This is a genomic window from Enterococcus sp. DIV1682a (assembly GCF_051711005.1).
In the GTDB taxonomy this organism is placed as follows: Bacteria; Bacillota; Bacilli; order Lactobacillales; family Enterococcaceae; genus Enterococcus_B; species Enterococcus_B hirae.
Window position 1 is genome coordinate 1,809,749 of the sequence record NZ_JBIOLT010000001.1, and the last position, 13,582, is coordinate 1,823,330.

General features: G+C 36.5%; 11 protein-coding genes and 1 other annotated feature. Of the genes, 2 read left to right on the top strand and 9 right to left on the bottom strand.

Going from position 1 to position 13,582, the window contains the following annotated elements:
- Positions 1–36 precede the first annotated feature (36 nt).
- Together tsf and rpsB are read right to left on the bottom strand one after the other, a co-directional pair.
- On the bottom strand, positions 37–918 hold the full coding sequence (gene tsf / locus IGJ23_RS08120; protein WP_010718871.1) for a translation elongation factor Ts: 882 nt from the start codon (positions 916–918) through the stop codon (positions 37–39).
- Between the two features lie 96 nt (positions 919–1,014).
- The gene (gene rpsB, locus IGJ23_RS08125) at positions 1,015–1,797 is read right to left on the bottom strand and encodes a 30S ribosomal protein S2 (RefSeq protein ID WP_010718870.1); all 783 of its coding nucleotides are present in this window, start codon (positions 1,795–1,797) and stop codon (positions 1,015–1,017) included.
- Between the two features lie 387 nt (positions 1,798–2,184).
- Between rpsB and IGJ23_RS08130 the strand changes: the two genes are divergently transcribed.
- A complete protein-coding gene (locus IGJ23_RS08130; protein WP_010718869.1) occupies positions 2,185–2,664 on the top strand; it encodes an arginine repressor in 480 nt (159 codons plus the stop codon).
- A 150-nt stretch (positions 2,665–2,814) separates the two neighbouring features.
- Here IGJ23_RS08130 and argS read toward each other — a convergent pair whose 3' ends face one another.
- The 4 genes from argS to arcA form a co-directional block, all read right to left on the bottom strand.
- Complete coding sequence (gene argS, locus IGJ23_RS08135; protein WP_034698338.1) at positions 2,815–4,506, bottom strand: arginine--tRNA ligase; 1,692 nt, start codon at positions 4,504–4,506, stop codon at positions 2,815–2,817.
- Positions 4,507–4,579: 73 nt separating this feature from the next.
- Positions 4,580–4,779 (bottom strand) — a binding site (T-box leader).
- Between the two features lie 143 nt (positions 4,780–4,922).
- Positions 4,923–5,873, bottom strand: a complete 951-nt coding sequence (gene arcC, locus IGJ23_RS08140) for a carbamate kinase (RefSeq protein ID WP_010718867.1) — start codon at positions 5,871–5,873, stop codon at positions 4,923–4,925.
- Between the two features lie 116 nt (positions 5,874–5,989).
- Positions 5,990–7,009 carry an ornithine carbamoyltransferase gene (argF, locus tag IGJ23_RS08145; protein ID WP_010718866.1) on the bottom strand — a complete coding sequence of 340 codons (1,020 nt, stop codon included), beginning with the start codon at positions 7,007–7,009 and terminating at the stop codon, positions 5,990–5,992.
- An 88-nt stretch (positions 7,010–7,097) separates the two neighbouring features.
- Positions 7,098–8,327 (bottom strand): arginine deiminase, encoded by a 1,230-nt coding sequence (arcA, locus tag IGJ23_RS08150; RefSeq protein ID WP_010718865.1) that lies wholly within the window; start codon positions 8,325–8,327, stop codon positions 7,098–7,100.
- A gap of 474 nt (positions 8,328–8,801) precedes the next feature.
- On the opposite strand from arcA, the gene IGJ23_RS08155 reads away from it, so the two are divergent.
- Positions 8,802–9,503: a Crp/Fnr family transcriptional regulator gene (locus tag IGJ23_RS08155; RefSeq protein ID WP_010718864.1), complete on the top strand. Its 702-nt coding sequence runs from the start codon at positions 8,802–8,804 to the stop codon at positions 9,501–9,503.
- 92 nt (positions 9,504–9,595) lie between these two features.
- Here the strand turns inward: IGJ23_RS08155 and IGJ23_RS08160 are convergent, their stop codons facing one another.
- From IGJ23_RS08160 to IGJ23_RS08170, 3 genes are all read right to left on the bottom strand, one after another.
- Positions 9,596–10,384, bottom strand: coding sequence for a glycosyltransferase family 2 protein (locus IGJ23_RS08160; RefSeq protein ID WP_010718863.1), 789 nt, complete (start codon positions 10,382–10,384; stop codon positions 9,596–9,598).
- The gene (locus tag IGJ23_RS08165) at positions 10,377–11,657 is read right to left on the bottom strand and encodes an O-antigen ligase family protein (RefSeq protein WP_088744929.1); all 1,281 of its coding nucleotides are present in this window, start codon (positions 11,655–11,657) and stop codon (positions 10,377–10,379) included. The genes IGJ23_RS08160 and IGJ23_RS08165 overlap by 8 nt, the downstream gene beginning before the upstream one ends.
- A gap of 79 nt (positions 11,658–11,736) precedes the next feature.
- Complete coding sequence (locus IGJ23_RS08170; protein WP_438774839.1) at positions 11,737–13,566, bottom strand: polysaccharide biosynthesis protein; 1,830 nt, start codon at positions 13,564–13,566, stop codon at positions 11,737–11,739.
- Positions 13,567–13,582: the final 16 nt, after the last annotated feature.

Below are 13,582 nucleotides of genomic sequence, written 5' to 3' on the forward strand. Positions count from 1 at the left end.
AATCAACATTAGATAACATATACTCAATTTTCAGAATTATTTTTTCACTTGGTTCATAACTTCTTCAACAAAGTTGTCTTCGCGTTTTTCGATTCCTTCGCCAACTTCAAAGCGTACAAAAGTTTTCACTGTAGCACCTTTAGAAGCAACATATTTTTCAACAGTCATATCAGGATCTTTAACGAATGGTTGGTCAACCAAAGCGATTTCTGCTTTAAATTTCTTCAAGCGTCCTTCTACCATTTTTTCAACGATATTAGCAGGCTTACCTTCGTTTAAAGCTTGTTCTGTAAGAACAGTTTTTTCATGTTCTAATTCAGCTTCAGGAATTTGAGTTTCGTTTACATAGCGAGGATTGATTGCAGCTACGTGCATAGCAACGTCTCTTGCTACAGATTCATCAGTTGTTCCATCTAAAACAGTCAATACAGCGATACGTCCGCCCATGTGTAAGTAACCACCGAAAGCAGCGTTATCTTCTTTTTCAACTACTTCAAAACGACGGAAGCTGATTTTTTCTCCGATTACTTGTGTTGCTTCGATCAAGTCAGATTCGATCGTACCTTTTTCTGTTTTGATCTTCATTGCAGCTTCCATGTCTGCAGGTTTGTTTTCTGCAACAAGTTCAGCGATTTCTTTCACTAGATCTTGGAACATTTCGTTTTTAGAAACAAAGTCTGTTTCTGAGTTAACTTCAACGATTGCTGCAGTATTTCCTTTGATTGCTACTGAAGCTAATCCTTCAGCTGCAATACGATCATTTTTCTTAGCTGCTTTAGCCATTCCTTTTTCACGTAAAAGATCTACTGCTTTTTCCATATCGCCTTCTACTTCAACTAATGCTTTTTTCGCATCCATCATACCTACGCCTGTCATTTCGCGTAGTTCTTTTACCATTTTAGCTGTTACGTCTGCCATTATTGTATCCTCCTATAGTTTCTTTTTAAAAAAAGCTGTTTCAAAGGAGAGTGAGGCTTGTCGCCTAGCCTTTGAAACAGCTCCATCATTTAAAAATTATTCTGCTGAAGTGTTGTCGCCTTCTACAACGTCAACGATTTCTTCGATTGAAGTAGCATTGTTTTCTACTACAAAGTCTTCTTCAACTACTTGGTCTTCCCCTTGGTTACCTTCGATAAATGCATCAGCCATTTTTGAAGTAATCAATTTAACGGCACGGATTGCATCGTCATTTGAAGGGATAACTACGTCGATTTCGTCTGGGTCGCAGTTTGTATCAACCATAGCTACGATTGGGATATTTAATTTATGCGCTTCTTGAACAGCAATGCGCTCTTTACGTGGGTCAACGATGTACATTACATCTGGAATTCTTGGCATATCAGCGATACCACCCAAGAATTTTTCAAGACGTTCACGTTGTTTGTTCAAACCAGCAACTTCTTTTTTAGGTAGAACTTCAAAAGTTCCATCTTCTTCCATTGCATTGATTTGTTTCAAACGGCTGATACGTTTTTGGATTGTATCCCAGTTAGTCAATGTTCCACCTAACCAACGATGGTTTACAAAGTATTGTCCAGCACGTGTTGCTTCATCTTTGATTGCTTCTTGTGCTTGTTTTTTCGTACCTACGAATAAAGCTACGCCGCCTTCTTCTGCAACGCTCTTCATGTAGTCATAAGCTGCATCTACTAACTTAACAGTTTTTTGTAAGTCGATGATGTAGATTCCGTTTCTTTCTGTGAAGATATATTTCTTCATTTTTGGGTTCCAGCGACGAGTTTGGTGACCAAAATGTACGCCGGCTTCTAGTAATTGTTTCATTGAAATTACTGCCATTTTTGTTTCCTCCGATTTGGTTTTTATTTTTCCTCTCCCTGTCTTTCACCTCGCTGACAAACTTTTTCAAGCACCTATCAACGATCCAACAGGAATGTGGATTTGTTGATGCAAAAAGCATCTTTAAACATTATACAAGTAACCTACCTGTATAGCAATAGCTAAAGAGACATTCTTGCTCAACATTCAATATTTTACCTGACTTGCTAGTAAATATCAAGAGAAATCTCTAGTTGCCTCTGCATTTATTCTCATCTTTTATGCTTTACTCTCTCATTAACAAATGATCATAATTCCTAGAGTTATCTCATAAATCAGAATAATATTGGGCAACTCGATTTTTTTTTGATATGATACATGTGAAATCTTTCGTAAAGGAGAAAGAATATGCGTAAATCTGAGCGACATTTACTTATTAAACAAGTGATCGGGGAATTTACGATCCGTACACAAGAAGAACTCTTGGCCAAACTGGAGGATTATGGTGTGACAGCGACACAAGCTACGATTTCCAGAGATATTCGTGACTTAAAAATCGTAAAAGTACCAGATGAAAATGGCGTTTCCCATTTTGTTCTTTTTCAAGGAAAAAAAGGACTCGAAGCAAAAACAGATGATGAAAAACGGTTAGTCCAAATGATCGAAGACATCGTGTTAAAAGTGGAACGGGTCCATTTTCTGACGGTCGTCCATACCTTACCAGACAACGCACATCTTTTCGCTGCCGTTTTAGACGATATCAAACCACCTCATATCGTCAGTACGATTGCCGGGTTCGATACAACCATTATCATTTCCAAAGATGAAGAAGAAGCAAAATTGGTGGAAGCCTTCTTACATGCTCCCAAAGAAACAACACTTTTTTAAGCCAACTAAATTTAATCAACGCAGCATGAATCAATGAATGGATGATATCTGTCCCAATCACTTCTATATAAAATAAACCGCCCCTCACGAAAGCTACTATTATAAGTAAGCCTTTCGTAAGGGACGGTTTATTTGTGTACGTTACTTTTCTTACATTTTATCTGGTGCGTGTAAGCCAAGCAAACGTAAATCTTCTTTTAACAAGACTGTTACAGCATAAACTAATGCTAAACGCGCTTCTTTTTGGTCATCTTCAACTAAAATTTTAGTATGTGCATAATATTTATTAAATGCTTGAGCTAACTTGATTGCATGTTTCGCAATAATAGAAGGTTCGTATTTTTCACCTGCTTGTAAAACAGTTTCTGGGTATTTTTGAATCAATTTTACAACTTCCCAGCTGTTTTCATCATTCAAGGCGTATTCTTGATCTGTCGATGGCGTAAAGTCGGCTTTTGCTAACAAGCTGACAGCACGAGCATGTGTATATTGTACATAAGGTCCTGTTTCACCTTCGAAACGGACAACTTCTTCTAAATTAAAGTCAAATGTATTTAGGCGATCGTTTTTTAAATCATGGAAGATAACTGCGCCAACACCGACTTGTTTAGCTACCACATCTTTATTTTCTAAATCAGGATTTTTCTCACTGATCTGTTCTTTAGCAGAGTCAATGGCTTCATTTAGCACTTCTTCAAGTAAAACAATTTTCCCTTTACGTGTTGATAGTTTTTTACCACCTTGAGTAATCAATCCGAATGGGATGTGATGCATATCATCTGACCAATCAAAGCCTAATTCTTTAAGAACAGCTTTCAATTGTTTGAAGTGATAACTTTGTTCGTTTCCGACAACATACAATGATTGTTTAAAATCATAGGTGCGTTTGCGGTAAAGAGCTGCTGCTAAATCACGAGTGATATAAAGTGTTGCACCATCTGATTTCTTGATCAACGCTGGGTTCAAATCATAAGCTGATAAGTCAACGATTTCAGCACCTTTATCTGCTTGCAATAAATGTTTTTCTTCTAAAAGTTCTACGATTTCATCCATTTTATCGTTATAGAAAGCTTCACCATTTAAAGAATCAAAACGAACTTCTAATAGATCGTAGATTTTATTGAACTCTTTCATAGATTCGTCGCGGAACCATTGCCATAATTCAATGGCTTCTTTGTCGCCTTCTTCCAAACGTTTAAACCATGAACGTGCTTCATCATTCAATTCTGGTTCTGTTTCAGCCACTTCATGGAATTGAACATACAGACGCAACAATTCATTGATTGGTTCAGAACGTACTGCTTCTTCTGAACCCCATTTTTTATAAGCCACAATCAGTTTCCCAAACTGTGTGCCCCAATCTCCTAAATGATTGATACGAATCGGGTTGTAGCCTAATTTTTCCATGATAAATCCGATGGAGTTCCCGATAACTGTAGAACGCAAATGCCCCATTGAAATCGGCTTTGCAATATTAGGAGAAGACATATCGATTGGTACGTTTCCGTTATTTCCGATGGAGCTGTCGCCATAATGTTCTTTTTCTTTCACGACAGAAGCCAAAACTTCTTTACTGATCATCGCTTTATTCATAAAGAAGTTTAAGTAAGGACCAACCACTTCGATTTTTTCAAAGTTTGTTGAATCGATTTTTTCTGCTAGGTCAGCTGCAATTTGTTGAGGGGCTTTTCGATAGATTTTCGCTAATGAAAAGGCAGGAAAGGCTACATCCCCATGGTCTGCAGATTTTGGATTTTCTAATAGTTTTTCTACTTGTTCCATTGTAAGATCGTCTTTGACAACGTCATAGATCGCTTTTGATACAATATCTTTGTTATTCATTTACATTCCTCCTATAAATACTTTTGTTTGCTGAAAACAAAAAAATCTCTAGTGATCATAGATAACTACGATCACTAGAGACGAGATATCCCGCGGTACCACTCCAGTTGTCCTATTTGCTAGGACCAGCTTCATCTGATATCGGTTGATAGCCGTCTGTCTTAGACAGAGTTCTCCAAGTGCGCTTCATTGTATCCTCTCGTTTGGCTTTCACCACACCCAAACTCGCTTTGATCAAGTAAATACAATTACTCTCTTGTTCAACAAACTATGAAATTATTATATTAATTGAATTATAGCAGAAAAAAAAACTGCTGGCTAGGGATTTCTTATAAAAAATGTCCAGAAGGTCTAAAGGAGAAGAAATACCAACTGGACACTTTTTAACATAGTTCATTTCCTAAGAAAAAGAATTCTTAGTTATCCGCTACGATGATCGTTCCTTCTTCAGATGCGAGAAGGTTCTCGATATTTTCTAAAGAAGTAATAATCGCTTTAGCTTTTGGTTTTGCCTCAACAAAGGCAATTGCCGCTTCGACTTTTGGCAGCATACTTCCTGGTGCAAATTGATTTTCATCAATGTATTGCTTCATTTCTGAAACTGAAACAGTTTCTAGTTTCTTTTGATCTGGTTTTTGATAATTTACATAAACATTATCTACTCCAGTTAAAACGATCAATAGATCTGCATCGATGATTTCCGCTAATTTTTCAGAAGCAAAATCTTTATCGATAACCGCTTCTCTACCTTCTAAGCCAGTTGCCGTTTCCACAACAGGAATTCCGCCACCACCAACAGAGACTGTAATCACGCCTTGTTCTACTAGCGTTTCAATCACTCGTGCTTCTTTAATTGAAATTGGTTTAGGAGAAGCCACTACTTTACGCCAGCCACGACCAGCATCTTCTTTAAAGGTTACTGTTGAATCAGCTTTCATTTGTTCATTGGCTTCTTCTTCGGTATAGAATGGTCCTACTGGTTTGCTTGGGTTTTTAAATGATGGATCGTTTTCATCAACGATGACTTGCGTAACAAGTGAAACCACATCTTTATCGATGCCTTTTTCTTTCAATACTTCACCCATTGCATTTTGTAACCAATACCCAATTGATCCTTCTGTCATTGCAACACAAGTATCTAAAGGCATCGCTGGTGTCTTTTCTGAGTCAGCTGCTTGTTGTTGGATCAGCAAATTCCCTACTTGTGGTCCATTCCCGTGAGAAATGATCAACTCATCCCCTTGTTCAATGAATTTTACTAAGTATTTTGCTGTTTCCATCAATGCCTCTTGTTGTGCTTTTGCACTTGCATCTGTTGATAAAATCGCATTACCACCTAATGCGACAACTACTTTACGATTTGCCATATTTGTCTTCCTTTCTCCAGAGAGTTCTGAATTTTCTCAATGACAAAACAAGCCAGCCCATGATGAGGTCCATTAAAGCTGACTCGTTTTGTTCTTGAGATGAATGTGATTAACCGTTACACACGAGGAATAAACAAGTTACCAAGTGTTGCTGCCATGATCGCTTTGATTGAGTGCATGCGGTTTTCTGCTTGGTCGAATTGACGTGCATATTTACTGCGGAAGACTTCATCAGTAACTTCCATCTCAGTAATGCCGAAGCGTTCTTTCATTTGTTCACCATAGATTGTGTTTGTATCATGGAACGCTGGTAAGCAATGTAAGAAAATCAAACGGTCAGTATTGTGCGTTTTTTCGATCATTTCCATGTTGATTTGGTAAGGTTTCAACAATTTGATTCGTTCTTCAAATTTATCTTCTTCACCCATTGATACCCAAACATCTGAATAAAGTACGTCAGCACCGTCAACACCTTTGTCCACGTCATCAGTGATCATTAATTGTGCACCAGATTTAGCAGCAAATTCTTCTGCCATTTTGACGATTTCTTCTTCTGGTTGTAATTCTTTTGGTGCTACGATACGCATGTTTGCACCTAAAATAGCCCCAGTCACAAGTAAAGAGTTCGCCATGTTGTTACGTCCGTCACCACAATATGCCACTGTGATTCCTTCAACTGTTCCAAAGTTTTCTTGGATTGTTAAGAAATCTGCGATCATTTGTGTTGGATGCCATTCGTCTGTTAAACCATTCCATACTGGAACACCAGAAAATTCTGCTAGTTCTTCCACCATTTTTTGGCTAAAGCCGCGGAACTCAATTCCGTCAAACATTCGACCTAATACTTTAGCTGTATCTTCTGTTGATTCTTTTTTACCTAATTGGATATCATTGGCACCTAGATATTCAGGATGCGCACCTAAATCGATTGCTGCAGTTGTAAAAGCTGCACGTGTACGAGTAGACGTTTTTTCAAATAAAAGTGCAATGTTTTTACCTTCTAAGTAGTGATGTGGAATGCCACGTTTTTTCAAATCTTTTAAGTGCTCAGAAAAATCGATTAGATATTGTAATTCTTCTTTTGTAAAATCTTTTTCTGCTAATAAACTTCTTCCTTGAAATACTGACTCTTTCATAACTAAAATTCTCCTTTAGGTTGTTTGTTTTTGTTTTAAAGAGGAAATCTAGTGGCAGCTGACAGTTAGACTGCCACTAGCATTCATATTATTTTAAATCTTCACGTACTAATGGTTGGCTCATGCAGCGTGGACCACCACGACCGCGTGACAACTCACTTGAATTGATTTCCAATACTTTGATGCCATAGCTACGTAATAATTCATTGGATACATAGTTACGGTTGTACGTTACGACAACACCTGGTGCGATTGCCAGAGTATTAGAACCATCATTCCATTGTTCACGAGGAGCAACGATCGCATCACCATTACCAGTTGGGATCAAGACTAAATCATCTAAACCTAACGCAGCTTTTAATGACGCTTGTAAGTCATCAGAATGAGCGATCTTGATGTCATCGCCTGCTTGTTCGATCGTAAAGACATCCATTTTTCCTTCTTTACTTTGGATTGCTGGATGGATCGTGAATTTATCATGATCAACCATGGTAAACACAGTATCTAAATGCATCATTGCTCGATTGTTAGGAATCTTGATTGCTAGGACTTTTTCAAAGCCTGCATGTTTAGCAAATAAATTACGTGCTAATTTTTCGATTGCTTTAGCGCTTGTTCGTTGTGAGATACCTACAGCGACGACTTTGTCACTTAGGATTAATTCATCTCCACCTTCGATGTGATCAGGGTTTTCACGATCTAACCATACTTCAACCCCTTTGTTCGCAAAACGTGGGTGATGTTTCAAGATGTATTCAGTAAACATTGATTCACGACGACGTGCTTCAAATGTCATCATGTTAACAGTCATCCCATTTCCCATTGATGCGGAAGGATCACGTGTAAAGTAAAGGTTTGGCATTGGGTCCATATAGAATGGATAGTCGTCATCTGAAGAAAGATCATACAGACTGTTTGAACGAACTGAAATATCTTTCGTGCGGACACCCGCCATAATTTTATCTACCATTTCTTGGGTTTCCATTGATAGAAGGAACTCATGAAGACCATCTCTTACAGCAGAAGATGCAATGTGGGATTCGTCTAACATTTTATTTAAAAATTGTTCTTTGACATTGCCGGCATCAATTGCTTCTGCAGCTAATTTTTCTAGATATAAAGTTTCGACGCCTTCATCTTGCAATGTCTTTGCAAAATAGTCATGCTCTTCTTGTGCGATTGGCAGATATGGAATATCATCAAACAACAGACGGTCCATAATATCTGGTGTTAAATTTTCCACTTCTTGTCCAGGTCGTTTCAATAAAACTGTCTTTAACTTCCCTATCTCAGAGAAAACGTGAATAGGTTTATCCATGTTGTGTTGCCTCCTTCGTTTTGATTACATACATAGAATACCGCCTTTTTGTAACCACTTTCATAATTTCTTCTCATCTAAAACGAGAGCAATTTCACATTATTAGAAGACAATTAAATAAATACACGTTTTTACATTTTTTATTAACTTTTATCACTTTTTTTATACTGAAAACTCTCTCAAAAAAATATTTATTCATTAAAAAATTATTTTTGAATATTTTCTTTTTCGATATTTCACAAGGTTGATAGCGCTTGCTTTATGTAATAATTGTGTTTTTTATACAAAAATACCAATCATTAAAAAGAATTATGCAATCTATCTGTATAAATTATTCATAATAACAAAAAAGACTGATCACAAAGAATAAAATTGCTTTTTTAACCATGATTTTTCTTCTAGGTTAAAACTTTACATTTAAGCCAAAACCAGTCACAATATAGTATGTAGCTGAAAGTAAGGAGTGGGAGTTTTATGCGTATAAATAGAATTGATTATCATTTTTCAAAGTTACGCTATCAACCTGATTTTGAAAACTTTACTGACGAGGAATTTGAGCTCATTAAAGAGCATACGATCCTTCGTTCTTATAAAAAAGGACAAATTTTATTTGATGAAGGAGATGAACGACAACGTCTCTACATTTTAACATCAGGATTGGTTCGTCTAGAACGATATGATGAAAGTGCTACTTATTATTATTATGATTATGTCAATCCAAATAACCTTTTCCCAATGTCTGGTATTTTTGAAGAAGGAATTTATTCATACACTGCTCAAGCAATGACAGACATCGAAACTTTCTCTTTCCCAGTATCTTGTTATGAAAAAATTGCGAAAAACAATCCAAAACAATTACTCTATATGATCCATAAAATCTCAAAAGTAGTAGCGATGCACGAACTGCGGATACAGATCGGTTTAACTTCTAGCGCTTTTGATCGAGTGAAACAAAACTTATTCATTTTAAAAGAAGAGCTTGGCATACCAACCACAGATGGCCATGTCGAAATTCCATACCCTATCACACTAAAAGAATTAGCGGTTAATAGTGGGACAACGAGAGAGACTGCTGGACAAGTAATCAAACAGTTAAAAGATTCTGGTTTATTAGATTACCAAAAGAAACGGTTTACTTTTTGTAAAACTGCTGTGACGCCTGCTTTAAGAGAATAAAAAAACATACTAAGATGAGGCTGCCCTTATCTTAGTATGTTTTATTTTTTGTCTAAGCCTGATTTATTTGTAAAGGAAACAAAGAAACCTTTTCATCCTTGTTTGCGGTGCTGATGCCAAAATAGGAGGTGTCTAGGAATCATTATCGCTATTAGTGGTTTCAAGACATACAGATAATGAACTTTAGCAACCTGTAATTCTTTGAAATTACGATATTTCAACCGACTTTCCCCAAGGCGATTTTTCCAGGAAATTTTTTTATAATACTCTTTATCTTGATAGTAATAAACTAAGTTTTCTTGTAAATTATAACCTTTGTGTCCCTTCGCATATAACCGCATATATAGGTCATAATCTTGTCCTCTAACAGTATCTTTTGAAACTCGATAACCCGCTACAGATTCTAAGATGTGTTTTCTAAACATAGCCGATGGATTGATGAACGGACTCGTTTTCAAGAGATCTTTTATTTCAGGTCGTTCTTTGACCACCCGTTCACCATAGACACCCTCTTGGTCCCATAAATAGGCATTACTGCCAACAAAACCAAATTCTGGATGAGCCTCCAAAAACGCTACTTGCTTTGCCATACGTTCCACGTGACAATAATCATCGTCATCTAGTTGCATAATGTAGTTCCCCCGTGCATGTTTGATTGCCTGGTTGCGAGTATAAGCACTTTTAGAATTTCTAGCGTTTTGATAGATTCTGATACGTTGATCTTGTTTTTTTAATTTCGTTAAAAGTTCCCAAGTATGATCTGTTGATCGATCATCGACAATAATGATTTCAAAATCTTGATAGCTTTGTCTTAGTACAGAATTGACTGCTCGCTCAATCGATTTTTCTGCATTGAAAGTAGGGATAATCACACTAATCATTTGACTGCTCCTTTTTTCCATTTACTAGAGATCCCTGTTCTTTCACAACGAGTAAACCTACTAAGATCCATAGTAATCGTGAATTTTGTAAAGAAATACTAAAAGAAAAAATAATATTCGCTAATATTAAGAGACACAGCAACCATTTTTTCAGCAATAATTTTCTGACAAACTGACCAAATACCAACAACATTCCCATCATTGCTGGGACTATTCCCCATTCAACAGCTATTTGTAAAAAAGTATTATGAGCAATCGTCGGGCTTCCACTAACTGATAAAGCAACTGAAGAGTAGTCAACGAAACCGATACCCATGAAATGAGTCCGCGTTAACAAAAGTTGTGCTGTTTTCCAAGCTTCTGTTCTACCGGAACCTCCAGCAACGATTGCGCCATAAAAATTAGTGAAGACTCCCTCAAATCGGACAAATTGCGGAATGGAAAGAAAACGTGCAATTAAATTACTTACATAATCAGCAAAAAGAAAATGCGTACCGATAATCAATACACTCGCTGTCATGATTGTCATTACAAGATGTTTGACGTTGATATTTTTCCTAAATAATTTTTGAATTAGAAATAACAAATTGATTACTAAAAATGCTACAACCCCTGTTTTGGAAGCAGATAACAAAATACAGGATGTATAACCCATGAATGCAATCAGGTTCTTCCACTTACCTTTAAATGGTCTTAAGTACCAGATACAGTAGCCACATGTTTGAAGATAAGCAAAATAGTTAGGATCATTCATGAATCCTTTCAAACGTAGATCACCGAACAAAACAAATGATTTCAAACTTGCTGGAGCTACTAGAAAAATGAACATACTAAGACAGCCAAAAAAAAGTGTTCCGACTTTTGCCCCAGATAAAAAATCTTTTTTCAACTCTGGATTTATATGAAGGATCGAGATCGTTAGAATCAAATAAAGGAGATTGACGAAAAATTTTTGTCCCGTCATGATGACTGAAAAAAGCGAAACAGAAGTATCCACCCATGAACTTAACAATATCGTGGACAATAATCTCCAACAAATAACCCCAATAAAAAATAGTACTAATTGTTTACTGAACACCACTTTTTTCATTAGTAGAAGGTAGCCAACTAATAGCACCATAAATACATCACTTATTGACATATTGATCCCGAAAAAAACACGCGAAATACAGAGTGTAAATCCCAATAGGTAAAATAACCTTCCTAAAATTTTTTGGTTGCTTTTCGTTAATTCATCAATTGATGAGTACCCATGTGCTTCAATTGTTTTCATTTTCTATCTCCCCGTGCGCCTTTAACAGCAAAAATTCACTGATTGATTTATTTTTCCAATCATCATTTCTATCTTTCCTTCATTCATTAGAAGCATTTGCAAACGCTATAACTTTCTTGGCTGCTTCGCTTTCATCTTCTGGTAACTGTTCAATTAGCTGGGTGACTTCTTTTAAAGAAAAGCCTTTAATGTCCCCAACAAAAATCTTCTCAAAAATTTGCGTTTCTTTCTTTTCTTTTTCTAATAGCAATTCTTCATATAATTTTTCCCCAGGACGTATCCCTGTTTCAACAATCTCGATTTCTTCTTCTGTATAACCACTCAAATGGATCATATTCTTAGCTAGATCCACGATCTTGATCGGCTTATCCATATCCAAAACAAAAATTTCTCCTCCCTTAGCCAATGCACCTGATTGAATAACTAATCTGCTCGCTTCAGGGATCGTCATGAAGTAGCGGGTCATCCGAAAATCGGTGACAGTGATAGGTCCCCCTCTTAAAATCTGTTCTTTAAACAGTGGAATAACACTACCTCTAGACCCAAGTACATTCCCGAAACGGACAGCCGAAAACTTGGTCTCACCAGATTGGTTCAGACTTGTGATTAACATTTCTGCGATTCTTTTTGTTGCTCCCATCACATTTGGCGGGCGATTTGCTTTATCAGAAGAAATCATCACAAAGTTCTTAACATGATTTTTTTTAGCTGCTTCCGCCACATTTTTTGTTCCGTTAATATTATTCTTAATTGCTTCTGTGGGATTATATTCCATCAGCGGAACGTGCTTATGTGCGGCTGCATGATAAACAATCGTGGGATGGTATTTTTCCATCAAATAAAAGATGCGTTCTCTATCTTGAATATCAGCAATGATTGGTAAAATCTCTACTTTCCTCTGAGGATCTAATGTAGTTAGTTCTCGATGAATCGAATAAATCGAATTTTCTCCATGTCCAAGTAAAATCAACTTTGCTGGTTCAAATGCCAAAACTTGCCGACAAATCTCTGAACCAATCGAGCCCCCAGCCCCAGTTACTAAAATCGTTTGTCCTTTTAATTGATAGCTGATACTTTCTAGGTCAAGGGAAACTTCCTCTCTTCCTAATAGATCGATCACATCTACTTCTTTTAATTGCGAAACATTGATTTTTCCGGTAGCTACTTCTTCAAAAGAGGGAACCATATTTACCTTGATATTCTTATTTTCAATGGATTGAACAAGCTGTTGGATCTTCTTTTTTGGTAACGAAGGAATCGCTATCGTAACCATATTGATACGGAATGTCTGGATCAATTGATTTATTTCACGGGTATTTCCCAGTACTTTTTTACCTAAAAGATAAGTTCCCCATTTGTTACAATCATCATCGACAAAGCCCACAACTTCAATATTATTCACAATTTGAGAACCTAAAAAACTTTGATACAGTAATTGTCCACCCTCTCCAGCACCAATGATCAAGATTCGTACTTTTTTTTCATTCGAACGACCATTTTTATTTTTCAATTCAACCCAGACCCGCCAGCCTAACCGACTACTAGCAATCAATAAAAGTGCCATTATGTAAGAAAAAACAACTAATCGCAAACTAATCTGGTACATGAGCTCCTGGTTAAACAAGTAAAACAAAGGAAAAATTGAAAATAACATAAAAGTGAGTGCCGCAAAGATCCCTAACAACTCATTAAGATTCGTATAACGATTGATTCTTGTAAATACTTTAAAGATCCCACCATAGAACAGATAACAAACAACTGATGAAATGAGTGTTATTGCCAAATAATCTCTATTGATGATAACAAATGGAACCATAAATATAAAACTGATGTAATTAGCAAGTATGATCAGAAAACTATCGAGTAGCACCAAACTAATCGCTTTGATTTTTCTATTTGGTTTAATCAATAAATCACCTTCTTTA